This is a genomic window from Arsenicicoccus sp. UBA6765, from assembly GCF_002453335.1.
Classification (GTDB): Bacteria; Actinomycetota; Actinomycetes; order Actinomycetales; family Dermatophilaceae; genus Arsenicicoccus; species Arsenicicoccus bolidensis.
The window spans coordinates 16,216-36,482 of sequence record NZ_DKGR01000026.1; the positions used below are offsets into that span (position 1 = coordinate 16,216).

Genomic DNA, 20,267 nt, shown 5'->3' on the forward strand with positions numbered 1-20,267 from the left:
GTCGCCGCGTGGTGCGCGGTCGTCGTCGTCACCGGAGCAGGTTGCCCCGACGACGGAAGTCGTCTGCTGCACCGCGCGGCTCGCGCCAGGCGCGTCACTCACGTGGTGCCGCCGCCATCACGTCGACGGAGCCGGTCGGCTCGGTCGTCGGGCGAGACGGGCGACCAGATCGGTCGCGACGCCGCACGTCGCCGTGATGTCGTCGGGTCAGCGGCACGAAGTGGGTCGCACCGTGACCTCTAGCAGTATCGCACAGCGCGCCCGCCCCACCTCTCAGGTGGCCCGGGGACCGCCCACCGCGCGTGGCGCGGTCGGCCCTCAGCGCAGCGGGTCGCCGACCGTGGCGTCCGCCTCTGACCAGGGGCCTTGCACCAGGCGGGTCATCAGCGGGGTGACCTGCGGCAGGCCCTCCCCCGTCGCGGCGAGCGCCGTGATGACGTCGTCGGGTCGCACCGTCGGGGTCGTATGACGCAGCAGCACCCGCAGCAGCTGGGCATCCGTGCTGACGGTGACCCCGCTGGCCGCGGCCCGCCCCGCAGCACCCTCCAGGTCGAGGGCGAGCACCGCCGAGCGGACGTCGAAGGTGCGGTTCCCGCTCTTCGTCATACGGCTGATCTCGACCGTCTCGGCCGCCAGGAAGGCCGACACGGTCCGCTCGACCTGAGCGCGCTGGTCGGCGTCGAGCCCGCGCAGCTCGACGATCCACTCCGAGGCCTGCAGCCGGTCGGCGAGCGACCCGGGCAGCGCGTCGGCGGCCTCGAGGACGTCGATCCCGTCCGGGAGGGCCTCGTCGAGGGCGGCCGCGACCCGGGAGGGCTCGACCGGCTCGGTCACGGAGATCTCGAAGTACTCCGCCTCGCTGGCGGTGCCCGTCGGCGCGGCGTTGGCATAGCTGATCTTGGGGTGCGGGTGGAAGCCTGCGGAGTAGGCCATCGGGACGCCGGCCCGCCGCAGCGCCCGCTCGAGCGCCCGCTGGAAGTCGCGGGTCGAGGAGAAGCGCAGCCGCCCGCGCTTGGCGTAGCGCAGCCGGATCTTCTGCACCGCGGGAGGCGGAGGGGGACCTTCGGGGGTGCGCTGACGAGCCATGAGGCCCAAGGTTACGGGAGTCCTCCGCCCCGCTGGTCCCCCCGTGGTTCCCCACTGGCCCCTCCGGTGGGTCCTCCGGCTCAGACCCCGGTATGACGAAAGGTCGGCACCGTGGTCCGACGCCCGCGACACGGCGCCTTCGGGATGGTCGACGGCATGAACCTCACCACCTCCCCACGCGCCGAGACCCACCATCCCGAGAGCCGCAAGAGCACCGGGAGCCCCGAGAGCAGCGAGAGCCCCGAGGCGGCGCTCGTCGGCCGGGCGCTCGTCAAGACCTACGGACCCACGCGGGACGAGGCGCCACCCGCCCTGGCCGGCGTCGACCTCGCCATCGCGCCGGGATCGTCCGTCGCCGTCATGGGACCCTCCGGCTCCGGCAAGACGACCCTGCTGCACCTGCTCGCCGGGGTCGTCACCCCGACCTCGGGCACCGTCTCGTGGCGGGGGAAGGACCTCGCCCGGCTCGGCGACGCGGCCCGCAGCCGGTTGCGGCGCAGCGACTTCGGCTTCGTCTTCCAGTCCGGGCAGCTGCTGCCCGAGCTCCCCGCCATCGAGAACGTCGCCCTGCCCCTCATGCTCGCGGGGACCGCGCGGCGCCAGGCCGAGGTGCGGGCCCGGGACTGGTTCGCGCCACTGGGGCTGCAGGGACTCGAGCGCCGCCGCCCGGGCGAGCTGTCCGGCGGCCAGGCCCAGCGCGTGGCGATCGCGCGGGCCCTCGTCGGGTCGCCGGGGGTCGTCTTCGCCGACGAGCCGACCGGCGCGCTCGACCAGACCACCGGCCAGGAGGTCATGCACCTGCTGACGACGGCATGCGCGGCGCAGGGGGCGGCGCTCGTGGTCGTCACCCACGACCCGGACGTCGCCGGCTGGTGCCGACGCGTCGTGCGGCTGCGCGACGGACGCGTCGAGAGCGACGAGGTGACCCGATGAGCGCGCGCCGCAGGAGTGCGCAGCGGGCAGGCGCGAGCACGTCGGGCGTGGGGTCGCTGCGCACCGTGTGGACGATCTCCCGGATGGTCGCGCGCGGGCGCCAGGCCCAGGACTCGCTGTCGGGGGTGCTGTCGGTCCTGGCCTTCGCCGTCGCGACCGCCGCGCTGCTCGTGACGGCGGGCGGGCTGCAGGCCTTCGCGCGGCGGGCGGGCGGCCTGGACCCGGAGGTCGGCGACCCGCCGCGATCTACGTCGTGCTCGCCGTCGTGGCGACGGCCCTGCTGGTCGTGCCGATCCTGACCCTCGGAGGCGTCGCCGCCCGGCTGACCCTCGCGCGCCGCGACCAGCGCCTGGCCGCGCTGCGCCTGGCGGGGGCCACGTCGGGCCAGGTCACCGCGCTGACTCTCCTCGAGGCGGGGATGCAGGCCGCGGTCGGTGCGGGTGCAGGCGTGGCCGCCTATGCCGTCGCCCTGGTCCCGGTCGGGCTGCTCCGCTTCGACAGACGGGCGCTCGGGGCGGGCGACCTGTGGCTGGGCGTCCCGATCGTCCTCGCCGTCGCGCTGGGCGTGGTGCTGCTCGCCCTGGGCGCCGCCGGGTCGACCCTGGCTCGCGTCGTGGTGACACCGTTGGGCGTGGCGGCCCGGCATACCCCTCGGGCGCAGTCGGTCCTGCGACTCGTCCTCGCCCTCGTGGTGGCAGCGGTCTGGACGCTGGGCTTCCAGCTGCTCGGGCAGGTCGGCACCGGGGTGCTCGTGCTCGCGATGGTCGCCATGGTGGCGACGGTCAACGTCGTCGGGCCCTGGTTCGTGCAGGTCAGCGCCCGGATCGCGGCCCGAGCGGCCCGCCGCCCCACGACCCTGCTCGCCGCCAGGCGCATCGCCGACGACCCCCAGACGACGTGGCGCTCGGTGGGCGCGCTCTGCCTCGGAGTCATCGTGGCGGCGTGCGGCGGCGCGATGGCCTCGGCGTTCTCCGCCCGTCCGGACCCGGCCACGCCCCACCTCGCCGACGATCTCGTCACGGGGTGCGCCGTCGCCCTGACGATCCTCGCGCTCGTCGCCGTGACGTCCAGCGGCGTCGTCCACGCGACCCGCGTCTACGACCAGCGCGGCACCCTGCAGGCGCAGGCCCTCGCCGGCACTCCCCTGTCGCAGCTGCGGGCCGTGCGCCGCCGCGAGGTCACGCTGCCGCTCACCGTGGGCGTCGGGCTGGCCACGCTGCAGGGCGGCCTGCTGATGGCGCCGGCCGCCGCCACGGCCTTCAACGCCGGGGCGCTGGTGCTGTTCGCGGCATCGATCGTCGGGTCCTTCGTCGTGGCCCTGGCGTCCGTCCGCGCCAGCGACGGCCTGGTGCGTGAGGCCGTGGCCATGGCCTGATCCCGCTGGCCGCCGCCGGCCCGGGTCGGCTGCCTGCCGCGACTCGCACGCACAACGGGCCCGATCGATGAGGCGACCTGCGCCGATGCGTCGTTGTGCATGTGAGTTCACGGCCCGCGCGCCTCGCCGCCGCGCAGCACCACGACGAGACGCCGGGCGGTCGGCATACCGGATCGTCCCCTCGCGCCCTAGGGTCAGGGGCATGCTCAGCGCACTGGCGGCGGGGCCGCGCACCGACCTGGAGATCCTGCTGCTCCAGGGGTCGCGGATCGAGGTGGGCGCGGACCACCTCGTCGTGCGCTCGCCGCACAACCCCGACTTCCACTGGGGCAACTACGTGCACGTGACGACCGGCGACCCCGACGACGCGGGGCGCTGGCTCGAGGTGTTCGCCAGGGCGTTCCCCCAGGCCGGGCACGTGGCGCTCGGGCTGCCGCGGCTCCCCCACCCCGCTGCCTATGCCGTGCACGGGCTGGAGGTCGGCACCGACGCCGTCCTCACGACGACCGAGCTGCCGGAGCAGCGGCCGCTGGCCGAGGGGTATGCCGTCCGGGCGCTGCTGCCAGACGACTGGGCCCAGGTGCGCCGGGCCGCCGCCGACGAGAACGCCCGCACCGGGGACTACGACCCGCGCGAGCACGACGCGTTCACCGTGGCGCAGATCGCCGCGCGACGACGCCTCGCGGCAGCGGGGAGCGCGGCCTTCTTCGGCGCCTTCACGGACGACGGGCTGCTGGCGGCGGACCTCGGGATCGTCGCGCTGGGGCGGCGGGCGCGCTACCAGTCGGTGGGGACGGTGGCCGAGCACCGGCGGCGCGGCCTGGCGGGGCACCTGCTGGGGGTGGCGGCACGCTGGGCGGCGGAGCGCGGGGCGCGCGAGTGGGTGATCGTCACCGAGTCGACCAACGACGCCGGTCGGCTCTATCGCTCCGTGGGGTTCCGGGACGACGTGCAGGTGGTTGCGGCATACCGCAAACCAGATCGTGAGACATAATCCGAAGTTATTGACCCCATAAGCGTTGCCGCCCTAGTCTCCTCGCATGCCGCCCTTCCCGAGGACCACGCCATGCACCTGACTCGCGTCGTGCGCCGGCACGTGGACCTGCAGCGGGTTGCCAGTCAGCTCTGTCGCTGACCCGCTCCCGCCCCTCGTCCACCGCACGTCCTCAGGAGCCCCCGCATGCCCTCCATCATCATCCTCGCGATCGTCGGTCTCATCGCCCAGCTCATCGACGGCAGCCTCGGCATGGCCTATGGCGTGACGTCGTCGACGCTGCTGCTGGCCGCCGGCACCAACCCCGCCTCCGCCTCCGCCACCGTGCACCTCGCCGAGATCGGCACGACCCTCGCCTCCGGCGCCAGCCACTGGAAGTTCGGCAACATCGACTGGAAGGTCGTCGGTCGCATCGGCATCCCCGGCGCCATCGGGGCCTTCCTCGGCGCGACGGTCCTGTCCTGGCTGTCGACCGAGGTCGCCGCCCCGATCATGTCGCTCGTGCTGCTGGCCCTCGGCGTCTACATCCTCGTGCGGTTCACGGTCCAGAGCGTGACGACCCAGCACCTCGGCAAGCCGCTGCGCCGCCGGTTCCTGTCGCCGCTCGGCTTCGTCGCCGGCTTCGTCGACGCCACCGGTGGCGGCGGCTGGGGCCCCGTCGGCACGCCGGCCATCCTCGCCAGCGGTCGCCTCGAGCCGCGCAAGGTCATCGGGTCGATCGACGCCTCGGAGTTCCTCGTGGCCATCGCGGCGTCGATCGGCTTCTTCCTCGGCCTCGGCGGCGGCGCGATCGTGCCCGGCATGGCCTTCGCCCTGCTGATCGGCGGCCTGATCGCCGCCCCCATCGCCGCCTGGCTGGTCCGGCACCTGCCACCGCGCCTCCTCGGCTCGGCCGTCGGCGGCCTGATCGTGCTCACCAACGCGCGGACCCTGCTGCGCAGCGACTGGATCGACGCCTCCGGCGCCGTGCAGAACCTCTCGTATGCCGCCATCGTCGCCGTCTGGATCGGCGCCGTCGCGTGGTCGCTGCGCGAGCACCGGCGCGAGCAGCGCGAGCTCGTCGAGGCTGACGTGCGACGGGCCGAGGCGCTCGACCCGGCCTGACCCGCCGGACCCACCTGACGGATCTCCCTGCCGGATCTACCTGAGGTAGTCACATCGACCTGGCGTGCGAAGTCGGGCGAATGTGACTACCTGAGATAGGTCAGGCGAGGCCGCGGCGGTCCAGCTCCGCCTCGATCTCCACCGCCAGGGCCGCCCAGGCGGGCGACCGTCCGCGTTGAAGCTCCGCACCAGCGCATAGGCCGCCGCGCCGTGCTCGACCTCCACCTGGTCGGCCTCCAGCCAGCCCTGCCGCTGCAGGTGGTCGACGTTGCGCACGGCCACCTCGCGGATCCTCGGGTCGTCGGGCGGCCAGTCGTACATCTCGTCGGTGACGAGGTAGAGGTCGCGGAACTGCGGGTCGTCCAGCTGGTCCACGCCGATCCGCAGCCAGTGGGACACGAGCTGTGGGTAGAGCACCTGCATGAGCACCCACCCGTCGCGCTCCAGCCGGACCATCCGCTCGGACACCCCCAGCGTGCGGACCTTGTCCAGGTAGGCCTGGACGGCCGGGTCGAGCGGATCGCCCGACGCGAGCCTCCGCAACCGGCGCCGGTTGCCCTGCAGGTCGCGGATGCGCCGCCCCAGCTCGTGGTCGATCTCGTCGAGCGCCGTCCTGGTCTCGGCCGGCGGAGCGTCCTGCAGCTCCTTGACCCGGGACAGCGGCACGCCTGCCTCGGCCAGGGTGCGGATGCGGGTCAGGTCGACGACGGCCTGCCCGTCATACCGCCGATAGCCCGAGTGGTCCCGGCCCGGCTCGGGGAGCAGACCCAGCCGGTGATAGTGCCGTATGGCGCGCTGGGTCACCCCCACGTAGTCAGCGAGCTGCCCGATCGTCAGCACGCGTCGTCTCCCCCTCTGGTGTGGCCGGCGGCAGCACGAACGCCCGCAGCCCTGGCGCCAGGATCCCGTAGGCCGCGGCCGGGATCCACGCGACCAGCATCGCCCAGCCGGCCGCCTCCAGGGGCTGGAAGCGCAGCAGCACGGCCATCAGGCCGAGACCCAGGGGCGAGGCGACCAGCGCGAGGGCGTTGAGCAGCCCGAACACCCGCCCGCGGACCGCGTCGTGGACGTGCTCGGTCATCGCCACCATCGAGATCGGCCCCATGAGGCCGCTGCCGATCCCGGCCGCCGCCATGCCGGCCGCGACGAGCCAGAAGCCGACGAGCGGTGCGATGAGCAGGAAGGACCCGGTGAACAGCGCGATCGAGAGCACCCAGGTCAGCCAGCGGCGCCCGGACAGGGCCACCGCGTAGAGGACGGCACCGACCATCGACCCGATCGCGAACGCCGAGGTCGCGAGGCCGAGCTGCTCCGGCGCGCCGAGACCCTGGAAGTGCGCGGGCAGGACGACGGCGAGCAGGGGCGCGACGACCAGGGCGGAGGCGAAGGACAGCACGATGACCGCGACCAGGGCGGGGCTGCGGCGGACCACGGCCCAACCGCTGCGGGGCGAGTCGTCGTCCTGCGCGGGGGCGGGTGCCGGGGCGAGCCGCATCGCCAGGGTCGCGAGGGCGGCGAGGGCCGAGCAGGCCGCGGTCAGCCACACCACGCGGATGGGGTCGAGGACCGCGAGGAGCGTGCCCGCGAGCGCCGGCCCGGCCAGGAAGCTCACCCCGAACACCGCCTGCCGGTAGCCCGCGACCTTGTCGAGCGGCACGCCGCCGGCCGTGGCGACGTTGGCCATGAGGGTCTCGCGGGCCGTCATACCGGGCACGTCGAAGACCGCGCCGAGCACCCCGAGGACCACGAACCACGCCACGGTGAGGCCGGTGAGGTGGTCGACGACGGCGAGTCCGGCGACGGCGACGGCGGAGCCGAGGTCGGCGAGGACGCTCATCCGGCGGCGCCCGACCCTGTCGATGAGCCAGCCGCCGACGAGGGCGGCCGCGACGGACGGTATGCCGGAGGCCGCGGCGACCAGGCCGGTGACGGAGGCGTCGCCGGTGCGCGACAGGACCAGCCAGGGCAGGACGATCCCGATCGCGGCGTTGCCGAAGAGCGAGAGCGCCTCGGCGGTGAGGAAGAGCCAGAGCGAGGATCGTGAGGTGATGCCGACATCGTGGAGGGTTGACCCTGCGTCAAGGTCAAGCAGCCGCGGCGCACGATCCCGACGCAGGAATCGGTGCCGGTGCCGGTGCCGGTCGACGTGGACGCTCCAGACCTACCGCGGGCAGGATCATCAGCCTGGGGAACGAAGGCCGGTCGATGCCTCTACCGGGGGTAGGTCGCGAGGAGGGTGGCGAGATGCACGCCCTCGCGCCGCGCGAGGTCGTCGAGCTGGGTGCGGCAGCTGAACCCGTCGGCCAGCACCACCGCGTCGGGCCCCGCCTCCCGCACCGCCGGCAGGAGCTGCTGCTCGGCCACCGCCACCGACACGTCGTAGTGCCCCTGCTCGACCCCGAAGTTGCCGGCCAGGCCGCAGCATCCGCCCAGCCGGACCACCTCGGCCCCCGAGCGCTCCAGCAGGGCCGCGTCCGCGCCCCAGCCGAGGATGGAGGCGTGGTGGCAGTGCGGCTGCGCGACGACCTCGACGCCGGTCAGGTCCGGCGGGGTCCAGCCCTCGGTGCGGTCGAGCAGCTCGGCGAGCGTCAGCACTCCCCCGGCGACGCGGCGCGACGCGTCCGTGCCGAGCAGGTCGACCACGTCGTGGCGCAGCGCCGCCGTGCAGCTGGGCTCCAGGCCGACGATCGGGATGCCTTGCACGACATACGGATCGAGCTCGCGGACCGCCTTGGTCAGGATCCGCCGGGCGCTGTCGAGCTGGCCCGTCGAGATCCACGTGAGGCCGCAGCAGACCTGGCGCCCGGTGACGATCGGCGTGTAGCCGGCGGCCCGCAGCACGGTCACCGCGTCGATCCCGACCTGGGGCGAGAAGTGCTCCACGAAGCTGTCGACGAAGATCACGACCGGCCGACCCGGCGATCCCTCGGCGGACGGGTCGGCGCCGTGCTCGGCGAACCACCCGCGGAAGGTCTGCTCGGCGAACCGCGGCAGCGAACGACGCGGGTCCACGCCGGCGGCCTTCATGCCGACCTTGGCCACGCCGGGAGCACCCATGAGCGCGTTGGTGATCCGCGGGCTCTTGCTCGCCAGTCGCGACCACGCGGGCAGCCACCCCAGCGCGTAGTGCGACGGCGGGCGCAGCCGCCCGCGGTAGGTCTGGTGCAGCACCTCGGCCTTGTAGGTCGCCATGTCGATGCCGGTCGGGCAGTCCGAGGCGCAGCCCTTGCAGGACAGGCACAGGTCGAGGGCCTCGTGCACCTCGGGCGCGCGCCAGTCCTTGATCGCCGAGAACGGGCTCAGCATCTCCTGCAGGGCGCGGGCGCGGCCGCGGGTGGAGTCCTTCTCCTCCCGGGTCGCGAGGTATGACGGGCACATCACCGACACGGCGCCCGGCGCGTGGTCCGCGCGGCACTTGCCGACGCCGGTGCAGCGGTGCACGGCCTGCGTGAAGTCCCCTGCGTCAGCGGGATAGTGGAAGGCCAGCCGGTCGCGGTTCGTCGAGACCGGCTGCGCCGCAGCGACCCTCACGTGGGCGTCGACCGGGTCGGGGTCGACGAGCACGCCGGGGTTGAGCAAGTCGTCCGGGTCCAGGGCGCCCTTGAGGCCGCGGAACAGGTCGATGGCGCCGGGTGAGTACATCCGGGGCAGCAGCTCGGAGCGAGCCCGCCCGTCGCCGTGCTCGCCGGACACCGATCCGCCGTAGCGGGCCACGAGATCGGCCGAGGCATAGAGGAACTCGCGGAACCGGTCGGTGCCTCCGGGCCGCTCGAGGTCGAAGTCCAGCCGGATGTGCAGGCATCCGTCGCCGAAGTGGCCGTAGGGCAGGCCGGTGAGGTCGTGCTGCTCGAGCAGCACGTCGAACTCGCGCAGGTAGGCGCCGAAGGACTCCGGGGGCACCGCCGCGTCCTCCCACCCCGCGTGGCCCGGACGGTCGCGCGGGGTGCGTCCGGCGAGCCCGGCGCCGTCCTCGCGGATCCGCCACAGCGCCCGCCCCTCCACCGGGTCCTCGACGACCCGGTGCGAGCGCGCCCCGACGGCGCCGACGAGATCGGCCACCCGCGAACGCAGCTCGTCGACCGAGTCCGCCACCGGCTCGACGAACAGCCAGGCGTTGCCCTCGGGCAGGTCGGGAACGGCGTTGTCGCCCAGTCGTGCTCGCACCACGTCGACGATGCGGCGGTCGATCCCCTCGGAGGCCACGGCCCCCAGCTGCTTCATCAGGGGCGCCACGTCGCCGGCGGCGTAGATGTCGTCGAACCCCAGCACCACCAGTGTCTTCTCGGGCGGGTCGGTGACCAGCCGCACGGTGGCCTCGGTGACGACGGCGAGCGTGCCCTCGGAGCCCACCAGGGCCCGCCCCAGGTCGAATCCCCGCTCGGGCAAGAGGTGCTCGCAGGCATAACCGGACACCTGGCGGCCGAACCGGCCCATCTCGGTGCGGATCGTCGCGAGGTTGGCGCCGACGAGCGAGCGCACCGCCTCGACCTGCTCGGCGCCACCTGCCCCGGTCGTCGACACGGTCGGCGCGTCACCGAGCACCCCTGTCGTCAGGCGCAGCTCGTGCCCGGGGCCCGTCAGCGCGACCATCCCGGCGATGTTGTCCGACGTGCGGCCGTAGCCCAGCGCGCGGTTGCCGCACGCGTTGTTGCCGATCATGCCCCCGACCGTGCAGCGGGTGTGGCTCGACGGGTCGGGACCGAAGCGCACGCCGTGCGGCACCGCCGCGCGCTGCAGGGTCGCGTGGATCGCTCCGGGCTCGACCACCGCTGTGCGGGCCTCGGGGTCGATCGACAGCACCCGCCCCATGTGCCGCGAGAAGTCCAGGACGACGCCCGGGCCCACGGCGTTGCCCGCGCAGCTCGTTCCCGCGCCCCGGCTCGTGAGCGGCACCCCCGTGCGGCGGCACACGTCGAGCACGGCCGCGACCTCGGCGGCGTCGTGCGGGCAGACGACGACCTGCGGGACCACCCGATAGAGCGACGCGTCGGTGGAGTACATCCCCCGCGTCAGCGCGTCCGCACGGATGTCCCGCACCCCCGCGCGTTCCAGCTCCGGCACCAGGTCAAGGGCGGTCGTCATACCGGCATCCTCCCCGATCACCAGGCGAGACGACACCGGCGGGTCGCGCTCTGGGACAGTTAGCGTCGGACCATGCCGAGCGCCGAAGGAAACCTGACCTGGCTCCCCCTCGCTGACCGCGCCGACCTCGTCGCACCGCCCGTCGCGGCCGCGGCGCACCTGGTCCCGGGCGCCCGCGTCGCCGAGATCGACCCGCACCTGGCGGACACCGCGACCTTCTGCGAGACGTATGACGTCGCGCCCGACGCCTCCGCCAACTGCGTGGTCGTCGCGGGCCGCCGCGGCGACGAGGTCACCTACGCCGCCGTCATGATCCTGGCCACCGACCGCGCCGACATCAACAAGGTCGTGCGCAAGGAGCTGGGGGTGCGCAAGGTGTCCTTCGCCGACCAGGAGGACGCCGAGACGCGGACCGCGATGATCCAGGGCGGCATCACGCCGATCGGCCTGCCCGAGGACTGGCTGATCCTCGTGGACGAGGCCGTCGTCGCGGCGGGTCCCGTCGTGATCGGGGGTGGCCTGCGCGGGGCCAAGATCCTGGTCGAGGGGTCGGCTCTTGCCTCCCTGCCCGGCGCCCGGGCCCTGCCGCTCGCCCTCCCCCGCGCCTGACCCCGCTCCCCGTCGACTGGTCTGGCACGGCCCGTCAACGAGGGATCCCGTCGTCGTCATAACCGATGATCTCGTCCCCGTCCTGCTGTCGAGCACGGGGCGTCGACGGCCGCGGTCGACGTACTCCAAGAGACCACCCAGACCGGCCCGGAGGTCGCCCGCCTGCGCGATCCGGTCGTCCTCGATGTGCAGCCCCATGGATCGAGCGTCGCAGCGTGGCTCCCGGCGGGACAACCCCGTTCCTGGACGACCCGCCCTCCGGCGACTCGGACTCAGCGCAGCGGGAGGAGCATGAGCTCGTCGGCCGGTTTGTACCCGAGCGAGGCATAGAACGGCACCGACATCTCGCTCGGGTGCAGCACGAGGCGGTCCAGCCCCTCGTCCCTCGCGTGCTCGGTCAACGCCTTCATCAGCGCGACGGCGATCCCCTGGCGCCGCACCCGCGGCCGGACGTAGAGCTGGGCGACATAGCCCCACCGCCCCTGCGGCCGGGCCAGGTCCGGCATACGGCTGTAGACGAACAACGAGACCATCCCCACCGGCTCGTCGTCGATCGACGCCGCCCAGAAGCGGCGCGACTCCCCTTGCGCCGCAACCCAACCCGCGAGCTGCCGGCGCAGCTCGACGAGGTCCCCCTCACGCCCGCGATCCGCGGCCCACGCCGCTCGCAGCTCGACGAGCACGTCGAGGTCCGCGGGGTCGCGGCGGGGCTGCAGGCGATCGACGGTGACCATGGTCCGAGCCTAGAGCCCGTATGTCGTCAGCTCGCCCGCACGCGTGATCACACGCCATTGGTCACCAATGGACGCTGGACGGGGGTTGTGAACGATCCAAAACGTCAGTGGTGACCAATGGCGCGAGCGGGGGTCGCGAGCGGGGATTGCGAGCCGGGCAGCGAGAACCAGCGAGGGCGGTCAGGCGTCGGAGCCGTCGTCGGTCGAGACCCGCATCCCGGCGCCCTCGCCGCCCGACGCCGACGGCACGCCCACCGACGCGGCGCGCAGCGCGGCCGTCCCGGGGTTGGCGACCGACAGGGGCAGGAGCTTGCGGCCGGTCGGGCCGGTCTCGATCGTGGTCCCCATCTGGGGGCACACGCCGCACTCGAAGCACGGGGTCCAGCGGCAGTCGTCGACCTCGGTGAGGTTGAGCGCGTCCTGCCAGTCGTCCCAGAGCCACTGCTTGTCGAGCCCGGAGTCGATGTGGTCCCAGGGCAGGACCTCGTCCTCGTCCCGCTCGCGCTGGGTGTACCACGCCACGTCCACGCCGGTCCCCTCGAGGGCGGTCGAGGCGCAGCGCATCCACCGCTCGTAGGAGAAGTGCTCGCTCCACCCGTCCATGCGCCCGCCGTCGCGGTAGACGGCCTCGATGACGCGGCCGGTGCGCCGGTCGCCGCGGGACAGCAGGCCCTCGACCTGGCCGGGCTCGCCGTCGTGGTAGCGGAACCCGATGGAGGAGCCGAACCGCTTGTCCGAGCGGATCGACTCGCGGAGCTTGGCCAGGCGCGCGTCGGTGTCCTCGGGCGAGAGCTGCGAGGCCCATTGGAAGGGCGTGTGCGCCTTGGGCACGAAGCCGCCGATGGAGACCGTGCAGCGGATGTCCTTGCGGCCCGACACCTGTCGCCCGGTCTCGATCACGCGCTTGGCCAGCTCGGCGATCTGCAGGACGTCCTCGTCGGTCTCGGTGGGCAGCCCGCACATGAAGTAGAGCTTGACCTGCCGCCAGCCCGCGCCGTAGGCCGCGGCGACGGTCTTGATCAGGTCCTCCTCGGACACCATCTTGTTGATGACCTTGCGGATCCGCTCGGAGCCACCCTCGGGCGCGAAGGTCAGGCCGGAGCGCCGCCCGTTGCGGGTCAGCTCGTTGGCCAGGTCGATGTTGAACGCGTCGACGCGGGTCGACGGCAGCGACAGGCCCGTCTGCGTGCCCTCGTAGCGGTCGGCGAGCCCGCGGGTGATGTCGGCGATCTCGGTGTGGTCGGCCGAGGACAGCGACAGCAGCCCGACCTCCTCGAAACCCGTTGCGGCCAGGCCGCGCTCGACCATCTCGCCGATGCCGGTGATGGACCGCTCGCGCACGGGGCGGGTGATCATCCCGGCCTGGCAGAAGCGGCAGCCGCGCGTGCACCCGCGGAAGATCTCGACGGACATCCGCTCGTGCACCGACTCCGCGAGCGGGACCAGCGGCTGCTTGGGATAGGGCCACGCGTCGAGGTCCATGACGGTGTGCTTGGACACCCGGTCGGGGACCCCGGGTGCGGTGGGGGTGACCGCCTCGATCTGGCCGTCGGGGCGGTAGGTCACGGCATACAGGCTGGGCACGTAGACCCCGCCCGTCCGCGCGAGCTCCAGCAGTATGCCGGCGCGCCCGCCCGGTCGCCCGGCGGCCTTCCACGCGCGGACCAGGTCGGTCGCCCGCAGCACGGCCTCCTCGCCGTCACCGACGATGGCGCAGTCGACGAAGTCCGCCATCGGCTCGGGGTTGAAGGACGCGTGGCCACCCATGACGACGATGGGGTCGTCCTCGCCGCGGTCGGCCGCGTGCAGCGGGATGCCGGCGAGGTCGAGGGCGGCGAGCAGGTTGGTGTAGCCCAGCTCGGTGGAGAAGGAGATGCCGAAGAGGTCGAAGTCGCGCACGGCGCGGTGGGAGTCGACGGTGAGCTGCGGGATGCCGGCGGCGCGCAGCTGCTCCTCCATGTCGGCCCACACGGAGTAGGTCCGCTCGGCGAGGGCGTCGGTGCGCTCGTTGAGCACCTCGTAGAGGATCATCATCCCCTGGTTGGGCACGCCGATCTCGTAGGCGTCGGGGTACATCAGGGCCCAGCGCACGGTCAGGTCCTCGCCGCCCGGACCGTGGCCGCCGCAGTGCCAGTCCTTGACGGTGGAGTTGAGCTCGCCACCGACGTACTGGATGGGCTTGCTGACCCGCTCCAGCAACGGCTCGAGGGCCTCGTAGTACGAGGCGCCAGGCGTCTCGTGACGCACGGCGCCGGGGGCGTTCTGGGTGATGGGCATGACTCAAGGGTAAGAGACGAAGACGTCCACCCAGGATCTGCCGACTCGTGACAGGGTGGAGCCAGACCACCGGACCGATCGAGGAGACCCCATGACCGAGCCGCTCACGCCCCCTCCCGCGACCGCAGCCGCCACCGAGCCCGCCCTGCGGCTCGAGGCCCCGCCCGCCCCCGCGCCCGTGCAGGCGACGCAGGCACCCAAGATGGCGCCGGCGGTCGACCCGTCCGCGATGCCGGGCCTGGACGCCAAGGTCGACGACTACCTCTCGGCGCTGACCGGCGCGCAGGCCAAGTCGCCGGAGTTCGAGGCCAAGGCGGCGGACGTGCGCACCATGGGTGACGCCGAGATCCGCAAGGCCGCCGAGTCGTCCAACCGCCTGCTCAAGACCCCGGTCACGGCTCTGCAGAAGGGCGGCCTGTCCCAGGAGTCCGGCGTCGGCAAGTCCCTGCTGGACCTGCGCCGCACGGTCGAGGACCTCGACCCGAGCCAGGCCCGGGGCTCCAAGAAGTTCCTCGGGATGATCCCCTTCGGCGACAAGGTCACCGACTACTTCCGCCGCTACGAGTCCGCGCAGGGCCACCTCGACGGCATCCTGCAGGCCCTCAAGAACGGCCAGGCCGAGCTGCAGCAGGACAACGTCGCGCTCAACCAGGAGAAGACCCAGCTCTGGACCACGATGGGGCTGCTCAACCAGTACATCTACGTCGCGGAGCGGCTCGACGCCAAGGTCGCGGCGCAGATCGCGGAGCTGGACGTCACCGACCCCGACAAGGCCAAGGCGCTGCGCGAGGACGTGCTCTTCTACGTCCGCCAGAAGCACCAGGACCTGCTCACCCAGCTCGCCGTGTCGATCCAGAACTACCTGGCCATCGACATCGTGATCAAGAACAACATCGAGCTGATCAAGGGCGTCGACCGCGCCTCCACGACCACCGTCAGCGCCCTGCGCACGGCCGTCATCGTGGCCCAGGCCCTCAACAACCAGAAGCTCGTCCTCGAGCAGATCACCGCCCTCAACGCGACGACCTCGACGATGATCGAGCGCACCTCCGAGCTGCTGCGCGACAACTCCGTCGAGATCCAGCGCCAGGCGGCGTCGGCGACGATCGGGCTGCCGCAGCTGCAGGCGGCCTTCCAGAACATCTACACGACCATGGACGCCATCGACAGCTTCCGCAACGAGGCCCTGGACACGATGGCCACCACCATCGGCACCCTCGAGGGCGAGGTGTCCAAGAGCCAGGAGTACCTCGCTCGCGTCCGCCAGACCGACGAGCGCCGCGCCGCCGGCTCGCTCGACCTCGGCCAGTGAGCGGGTCGGGCCCCGGCGGTCTGCGGGCGTCGATCGACGCCCTGGTCGAGGCGGGCCGCGCGGCGGGGCTGGACGCCGAGCGGGTCCGTGACGAGGGCCTGGCCCTGTCGGCGGCCGTGCTCCAGACCTCACGTCCGGGCAGCACCGTCCACACCTCCTGGGCCACGGAGCTCGGGCGGTGGGGGTCGGAGTTCTTCGAGCACGCGCCGCGCGGGCGCCGGTTCGCGTCGTCCCCGTCCACCCTGCTGACGGGGCTGCTCGCCGACGGCTCGTCCCACGCCGCGGCCTACGCGTCCGCCCTCGCCGAGGTCGCCACGGCCGCGTGCACCCTGCCGGGGGCCGACTCCGGGGCCGTCGGTCGCGCGACCACCTCCGCCGGTGCCCAGCTGGCCGCGGCGGGCGCGCCGGGTTCTGCCGTCGGGGCAGCACCACCCGGCCGTATGCCGGACGCGCCGACCCCACCCGGGGTCGCCGGCTCGCCGCGAGCATCCGCGTCGCCACCGTCCTCGTCGTCCGACTCCGTCCGCGAGCAGCTGCGGGCGCTCGAGGCGGCGACCCTGCAGGCGCTGCGCGGGCTGCGACCCCCGTCCGTGGGCGATGCCCCGCACCCTGCCCCGCCGACGCCACCCGGCATACCGGCCGGCCCTCCCCCGTCCGGCCCGGGCGCACCCGGCATCCCCGAGCAGCCGTCCGCCCCCCGCGCCGCTCCCACCACCCCGAGCGAGCCGGCCGAGCCGGTGGCGCCCCCCGAGCCGGAGAAGTCCGTCGACGAGCTGCTGGCCGAGCTCGATGCCCTGGTCGGGCTCGCCCGCGTCAAGCGCGAGGTGCACCGCCAGGTCGCCCTGCTGCAGATGGAGGCCAAGCGTGAGAAGGCCGGGCTGCGGTCCGCCACGCTGACGCGACACCTCGTCTTCACCGGCAACCCGGGCACGGGCAAGACCACCGTCGCCCGTCTCGTCGGCGGGATCTATCGGGCGCTCGGGCTGCTGAGCAAGGGGCAGCTGGTCGAGGTCGACCGCTCCGAGCTGGTGGCGGGCTACCTCGGGCAGACCGCGACCAAGACCTCCGAGGTCGTCGGTTCCGCGCTCGGCGGCGTGCTGTTCATCGACGAGGCCTACGCGCTCAACGGCGACCAGTACGGCAAGGAGGCCATCGACACCCTGGTCAAGGAGATGGAGGACCACCGCGCCGACCTCGTCGTCATCGTGGCGGGCTATCCCGAGCCGATGTCGGAGTTCATCCGCACCAACCCCGGGCTGCAGAGCCGGTTCAACACGGTCATCGAGTTCGAGGACTACACCGACGACGAGCTCGTGGGGATCATCGAGGACCTGTCGGCCAAGAACGACTACGACCTGTCGGAGGGCGCGATCACGCGGTTCCGCGAGATCCTGGCCGCGACGCCGCGCGGCGAGTCCTTCGGCAACGGGCGCTTCGCCCGCAACACCCTCGAGGGAGCCATCGGGCGTCACGCCTGGCGGTTGCGCGAGGAGGACGACCCCTCCGTCGAGCAGCTGCGCACGATCGAGGCCGAGGACCTGGACGAGCGCGAGGGCGTGGATCTCACCGTCTGAGCCCAGCCGGGCTGGGTATCCTTGGTGATGCGTCGACACGCCCTCCCCCTCGGTGTGGCCACCGCAGCCGGTCTGGTGACCGCTGCCGTGGTGTGGCACCCGTGCCTGCCCGGCCCGGGTGCGCACGCGCAGTCCCGCGCCGGCGGGTCCAGCGTCAACGCAACCGGGGTCAGCGGGTCCGGCGCGGCGGCGGCCAGGTCGTCCTCGCCGACCCCCACCCCCAAGGGTGCCCCGATCCACAAGGTCGTCACCCTCGGAGACTCGGTCGCCGAGGGTGCCGCGACGGGTGGCCGGTCGTTCGGGGACATCGTCGCCGCCGACCTCTCCCGCCCCGGCGCCCCCGTCACGTCGGCCAACCTCGCCGTGAGCGGACTGACCACCCCCGACCTGATCGAGCAGGTCAGGACCGACGCCGACACCCGCAAGGCCCTCGACGACGCCGACGTCGTCCTGATCACGATCGGCGCCAACGACGTGGTCGAGACGTTCACCGAGACGTCCGACCGAGACTGCGACGACGCCTGCATCGCCAGCAAGGCCGAGGCCGTCGGCGCCGACGTGCGGACCGCCCTGACCGCCATCGACGAGACCACGCACCGTTCGGGCGTCCGGGTCTACCTCACCACCTACTGGAACGTCTCGGTGGACGGCGCGGTGGCCAAGGAGGAGGAGTCCTCCTCCTTCAACGCCTGGACCGACCGGCTCACCCGTCGGGTCAACGCCGAGCTCGCCGAGGCGGCCCACGAGCGCGGCGCCGGCACCGTCGACACCTATGCGGCGTTCAAGGCCGACGGGAGCGTCGACCCCACCCGACTGCTGGCCGAGGACGGCGAGCACCCCGACGAGCAGGGCCAGCGCGTCATCGCCAAGGCCGTCGAGGCCGAGCTCGGCCGCTGAGGTCGGAGTCCGGGACCGCTTCAGGCGCGTCGCTGATCGGTCGTCGTCCGACGTCCCACGCTACCCAGCGGCCGACGCCTGGGCGGCACGGCGGAGAACGCCAGGGTGGCGGGCGAGCTTCGGCCCCATGGCGACGGCGAACGCGGTGAGGCCCGACCAAGGCCCCAGGTGGGGGCGGATCCTCTGGATCATGCCGGCATCGTTGGTGTCGACGATCATCGCGTCCACGAGGGGACGTCCCGCGACCCTGCCCGCGCCCAGGACGACGTGAGTGGCTCCGTCGCGGTGATGCTCTGTCCATGTCAGGCCCGAGATGGTCGTGTACACAGCGGTCAGCAGGATGCGCAGGTCGTCGTGACCCCGGAACGTCGCCCCTCCCACCAACGGGGAGACGAGACAGGCGTCGTCCGCGAGCGTCGTCATGAGCGTTGGGATGTCGGCATCGACGGCGGCTCGCTTGAACACGTCCACGGCGTCGTCCATGCAGGAACGCTAGCAGCGCTGCGACATGGCTTGGGGGGTCGGGCGCGATCGGCTCATAGGCTTGCGAGGTGATCGACGCCGCTCTCGCCTGGGCCGAGGCCGTCCTGGGCAGAGACATCGTGACGTGCGGCCGCCTGGCCGGCGGCATGACGTCGACGATGCTGGCGATCGAGGACGAGTCCGGACGCCGGTCCGTGCTGCGACTGATGACGGAGGAGCCCTGACGCAGCCACGGCGAGCGACTGCCGGTCCGATCCGCATCGTCGACGACGACGTGCTCGTCAGGATGAGCGAGCTCCTGGCCGCCATCCACGGCGTCACCCCGTCGGCACCGTTCCGGACCTTCCAGACCTGGGCCTGGGAGGCGAAGTGGCGCGTGCCGCCGTGGACCCGGCACCCGAGCTCATGGCAACGCGCCTTCGACGGGTGAGCCTGACTGCTCCCGGAGCGCGAGACGTCATCCCACCTCGACGCGGGCGACGGGGCTGACCTCCCAGACGCCCGACGCGGCAGCCCGCCGCGCGTAGTCCGCGAAGTCGGTCGCCTCGCGGCCAAGCGCCCTCCGCACACCGTCGGTCACCGAGGCGTTGCGCCCGTCCAGGATCGACGTGAACAGGTCGACGAAGTCCATCGGCAGCCCCTCGGCCTGCAGCATCACCGCGTACTCAGCCGGCGTCACCGGCTCGTAGCGCACCTCGCGGCCGATCGCCTCGCCGAGCTCGTGCGCCACGTCGGCGAAACCGAGGAGCCGGGGCCCGCTCAGCTCGTAGACCTCGCCCGAGTGACCCGGCCTGGTGAGGGACGCGACCGCGACGTCGGCGATGTCCTCGGCGTCGACGAAGGCCTCGACCGCGCCGCCGGCCGGGATGGCGATCACCCGGGACCGCACGGGCTCGCGGAAGAAGGACTCGCTGAAGTTCTGGTCGAACCAGCTGCAGCGCACGATCGTCCAGGAGGCGATCCCTGCGGTCTGCACGGCCCGCTCCGCCGCCTCGGCAGCCTCCTCGCCGCGGCCGGACAGCAGCGTCAGGTGTCGCACACCGTGGTCGCGAGCGAGGCCCGCGAGAGCGGTGATCGCCTCGACGGCGCCGGGGAACGCCAGGTCGGGGTGGTAGGACACGTAGGCCGCGTCCACCCCCTCCAGTGCGTCCGACCAGGTCGCGGGGTCGTCCCAGTCGAAGCGGACGGCGGTCGAACGAGACAGCGGACGGTGGGGGGTCCCGGTGCTCTCGAGGCGGTGGACGATGCGGCAGCCGGTCTTGCCGGTCGCTCCGATGACGGCGATCATGGCGAGCTCCTGTCGATGGGTGGGTGGCTGTGCGGGACGGATGGTCGCCCCGTGCGGGGAGATCCGCTGCCTCCATGCCACCGCACGCCCGCCGGGGCGGGCCATGCTCCCCGCGCTCGCCGGCATGCGTGGGACTCGCCGTCACCTCACGTGGCTGCCACGTCCGGCTGGTCCTCGCCGGTCCGGTACGCCTGGGGGCTGACGCCATACTCCCGCTTGAAGGCCGCGCTGAAGCTGAACGGGCTGGCGTAGCCCACCCGGTGCGCGATCGCGCCCACCGTGAGGTCGTCGCCGCGGAGCAGGTCGGCGCCGAGGGCCAGCCGCCACTGCATGAGATAGGCCATCGGTGGCACCCCGACCACCTCCCCGAACCGCCGCGCGAGGGCCGGCCGAGACAGGCCCACCGTGCGCGCGAGCTGCTCGACCGTCCAGGGCTCCCCCGGCCTCTCCTGCAGGAGGCGCACCGAGGCCTGCACGACCGGGTCCTGCCCCGCGGCCAGCAGCCGGAGGCGTGAAGGG

The 20,267-nt window shown here is 73.1% G+C and carries 20 protein-coding genes; 11 read left to right on the top strand and 9 right to left on the bottom strand.

Going from position 1 to position 20,267, the window contains the following annotated elements:
- Positions 1-318 precede the first annotated feature (318 nt).
- Entirely contained in the window at positions 319-1,086 is a 768-nt protein-coding gene (locus tag B4K29_RS08170; RefSeq protein ID WP_286967003.1) for a TIGR03936 family radical SAM-associated protein, read from the bottom strand.
- 156 nt (positions 1,087-1,242) lie between these two features.
- On the opposite strand from B4K29_RS08170, the gene B4K29_RS08175 reads away from it, so the two are divergent.
- The 5 genes from B4K29_RS08175 to B4K29_RS08195 all read left to right on the top strand — a co-directional run bounded on the left by B4K29_RS08175 (position 1,243) and on the right by B4K29_RS08195 (position 5,492).
- Positions 1,243-2,019: an ABC transporter ATP-binding protein gene (locus B4K29_RS08175; RefSeq protein ID WP_084412615.1), complete on the top strand. Its 777-nt coding sequence runs from the start codon at positions 1,243-1,245 to the stop codon at positions 2,017-2,019.
- Positions 2,016-2,318: a hypothetical protein gene (locus tag B4K29_RS08180; protein ID WP_286967004.1), complete on the top strand. Its 303-nt coding sequence runs from the start codon at positions 2,016-2,018 to the stop codon at positions 2,316-2,318. Before B4K29_RS08175 ends, B4K29_RS08180 begins: the two co-directional genes overlap by 4 nt.
- Positions 2,273-3,394 (top strand): hypothetical protein, encoded by a 1,122-nt coding sequence (locus B4K29_RS08185; protein WP_286967005.1) that lies wholly within the window; start codon positions 2,273-2,275, stop codon positions 3,392-3,394. The genes B4K29_RS08180 and B4K29_RS08185 overlap by 46 nt, the downstream gene beginning before the upstream one ends.
- Positions 3,395-3,596: 202 nt before the next feature.
- Complete coding sequence (locus B4K29_RS08190) at positions 3,597-4,388, top strand: GNAT family N-acetyltransferase (RefSeq protein ID WP_029211240.1); 792 nt, start codon at positions 3,597-3,599, stop codon at positions 4,386-4,388.
- Positions 4,389-4,574: 186 nt separating this feature from the next.
- The gene (locus B4K29_RS08195; protein ID WP_029211239.1) at positions 4,575-5,492 is read left to right on the top strand and encodes a sulfite exporter TauE/SafE family protein; all 918 of its coding nucleotides are present in this window, start codon (positions 4,575-4,577) and stop codon (positions 5,490-5,492) included.
- 36 nt (positions 5,493-5,528) lie between these two features.
- Here the strand turns inward: B4K29_RS08195 and B4K29_RS08200 are convergent, their stop codons facing one another.
- The 3 genes from B4K29_RS08200 to B4K29_RS08210 all read right to left on the bottom strand — a co-directional run bounded on the left by B4K29_RS08200 (position 5,529) and on the right by B4K29_RS08210 (position 10,574).
- Entirely contained in the window at positions 5,529-6,332 is an 804-nt protein-coding gene (locus B4K29_RS08200) for a MerR family transcriptional regulator (protein ID WP_084412613.1), read from the bottom strand.
- Complete coding sequence (locus B4K29_RS08205) at positions 6,307-7,608, bottom strand: MFS transporter (protein WP_349680243.1); 1,302 nt, start codon at positions 7,606-7,608, stop codon at positions 6,307-6,309. Before B4K29_RS08205 ends, B4K29_RS08200 begins: the two co-directional genes overlap by 26 nt.
- A 95-nt stretch (positions 7,609-7,703) precedes the next feature.
- A complete protein-coding gene (locus B4K29_RS08210; protein ID WP_286967007.1) occupies positions 7,704-10,574 on the bottom strand; it encodes an FAD-binding and (Fe-S)-binding domain-containing protein in 2,871 nt (956 codons plus the stop codon).
- Between the two features lie 72 nt (positions 10,575-10,646).
- On the opposite strand from B4K29_RS08210, the gene B4K29_RS08215 reads away from it, so the two are divergent.
- A complete protein-coding gene (locus tag B4K29_RS08215; RefSeq protein WP_029211236.1) occupies positions 10,647-11,183 on the top strand; it encodes a YbaK/EbsC family protein in 537 nt (178 codons plus the stop codon).
- A gap of 272 nt (positions 11,184-11,455) precedes the next feature.
- On the opposite strand, the gene B4K29_RS08220 is transcribed toward B4K29_RS08215, so the two are convergent.
- Together B4K29_RS08220 and B4K29_RS08225 are read right to left on the bottom strand one after the other, a co-directional pair.
- Positions 11,456-11,917: a GNAT family N-acetyltransferase gene (locus B4K29_RS08220; RefSeq protein WP_029211235.1), complete on the bottom strand. Its 462-nt coding sequence runs from the start codon at positions 11,915-11,917 to the stop codon at positions 11,456-11,458.
- 180 nt (positions 11,918-12,097) lie between these two features.
- Entirely contained in the window at positions 12,098-14,194 is a 2,097-nt protein-coding gene (locus B4K29_RS08225) for a TIGR03960 family B12-binding radical SAM protein (RefSeq protein ID WP_286959996.1), read from the bottom strand.
- A gap of 91 nt (positions 14,195-14,285) precedes the next feature.
- Between B4K29_RS08225 and B4K29_RS08230 the strand changes: the two genes are divergently transcribed.
- From B4K29_RS08230 to B4K29_RS08240, 3 genes are read left to right on the top strand one after another with little or no spacing between them, the layout of a single operon-like run.
- The gene (locus B4K29_RS08230; RefSeq protein ID WP_239262473.1) at positions 14,286-15,506 is read left to right on the top strand and encodes a toxic anion resistance protein; all 1,221 of its coding nucleotides are present in this window, start codon (positions 14,286-14,288) and stop codon (positions 15,504-15,506) included.
- Positions 15,503-17,080: an AAA family ATPase gene (locus B4K29_RS08235; protein WP_286967008.1), complete on the top strand. Its 1,578-nt coding sequence runs from the start codon at positions 15,503-15,505 to the stop codon at positions 17,078-17,080. The genes B4K29_RS08230 and B4K29_RS08235 overlap by 4 nt, the downstream gene beginning before the upstream one ends.
- A 27-nt stretch (positions 17,081-17,107) precedes the next feature.
- On the top strand, positions 17,108-17,977 hold the full coding sequence (locus B4K29_RS08240; RefSeq protein WP_286967010.1) for an SGNH/GDSL hydrolase family protein: 870 nt from the start codon (positions 17,108-17,110) through the stop codon (positions 17,975-17,977).
- 60 nt (positions 17,978-18,037) lie between these two features.
- Here the strand turns inward: B4K29_RS08240 and B4K29_RS08245 are convergent, their stop codons facing one another.
- Positions 18,038-18,460, bottom strand: a complete 423-nt coding sequence (locus B4K29_RS08245; RefSeq protein WP_019284265.1) for a hypothetical protein — start codon at positions 18,458-18,460, stop codon at positions 18,038-18,040.
- A gap of 68 nt (positions 18,461-18,528) precedes the next feature.
- Here B4K29_RS08245 and B4K29_RS08250 point away from each other — a divergent pair, with 68 nt between their 5' ends.
- Entirely contained in the window at positions 18,529-18,684 is a 156-nt protein-coding gene (locus B4K29_RS08250) for a hypothetical protein (RefSeq protein WP_019284264.1), read from the top strand.
- 62 nt (positions 18,685-18,746) lie between these two features.
- Positions 18,747-18,890 (top strand): hypothetical protein, encoded by a 144-nt coding sequence (locus tag B4K29_RS08255; RefSeq protein WP_019284263.1) that lies wholly within the window; start codon positions 18,747-18,749, stop codon positions 18,888-18,890.
- A 27-nt stretch (positions 18,891-18,917) separates the two neighbouring features.
- Here B4K29_RS08255 and B4K29_RS08260 read toward each other — a convergent pair whose 3' ends face one another.
- On the bottom strand, positions 18,918-19,748 hold the full coding sequence (locus B4K29_RS08260) for an NmrA family transcriptional regulator (protein WP_286967012.1): 831 nt from the start codon (positions 19,746-19,748) through the stop codon (positions 18,918-18,920).
- 146 nt (positions 19,749-19,894) lie between these two features.
- Complete coding sequence (locus B4K29_RS08265) at positions 19,895-20,224, bottom strand: helix-turn-helix transcriptional regulator (protein ID WP_286967013.1); 330 nt, start codon at positions 20,222-20,224, stop codon at positions 19,895-19,897.
- Between the last annotated feature and the right edge of the window lie 43 nt (positions 20,225-20,267).

Bases quoted from the DNA above. Each gene is read 5' to 3' on its own strand.
- B4K29_RS08195 (WP_029211239.1), top strand. From the start codon at position 4,575: ATGCCCTCCATCATCATCCTCGCGATCGTCGGTCTCATCGCCCAGCTC.
- B4K29_RS08220 (WP_029211235.1), bottom strand. From the start codon at position 11,917: ATGGTCACCGTCGATCGCCTGCAGCCCCGCCGCGACCCCGCGGACCTC.
- B4K29_RS08180 (WP_286967004.1), top strand. From the start codon at position 2,016: ATGAGCGCGCGCCGCAGGAGTGCGCAGCGGGCAGGCGCGAGCACGTCG.
- B4K29_RS08170 (WP_286967003.1), bottom strand. From the start codon at position 1,086: ATGGCTCGTCAGCGCACCCCCGAAGGTCCCCCTCCGCCTCCCGCGGTG.
- B4K29_RS08225 (WP_286959996.1), bottom strand. From the start codon at position 14,194: ATGCCCATCACCCAGAACGCCCCCGGCGCCGTGCGTCACGAGACGCCT.
- B4K29_RS08215 (WP_029211236.1), top strand. From the start codon at position 10,647: ATGCCGAGCGCCGAAGGAAACCTGACCTGGCTCCCCCTCGCTGACCGC.
- B4K29_RS08210 (WP_286967007.1), bottom strand. From the start codon at position 10,574: ATGACGACCGCCCTTGACCTGGTGCCGGAGCTGGAACGCGCGGGGGTG.
- B4K29_RS08260 (WP_286967012.1), bottom strand. From the start codon at position 19,748: ATGATCGCCGTCATCGGAGCGACCGGCAAGACCGGCTGCCGCATCGTC.
- B4K29_RS08190 (WP_029211240.1), top strand. From the start codon at position 3,597: ATGCTCAGCGCACTGGCGGCGGGGCCGCGCACCGACCTGGAGATCCTG.
- B4K29_RS08245 (WP_019284265.1), bottom strand. From the start codon at position 18,460: ATGGACGACGCCGTGGACGTGTTCAAGCGAGCCGCCGTCGATGCCGAC.
- B4K29_RS08240 (WP_286967010.1), top strand. From the start codon at position 17,108: ATGCGTCGACACGCCCTCCCCCTCGGTGTGGCCACCGCAGCCGGTCTG.
- B4K29_RS08230 (WP_239262473.1), top strand. From the start codon at position 14,286: ATGACCGAGCCGCTCACGCCCCCTCCCGCGACCGCAGCCGCCACCGAG.
- B4K29_RS08255 (WP_019284263.1), top strand. From the start codon at position 18,747: ATGAGCGAGCTCCTGGCCGCCATCCACGGCGTCACCCCGTCGGCACCG.
- B4K29_RS08175 (WP_084412615.1), top strand. From the start codon at position 1,243: ATGAACCTCACCACCTCCCCACGCGCCGAGACCCACCATCCCGAGAGC.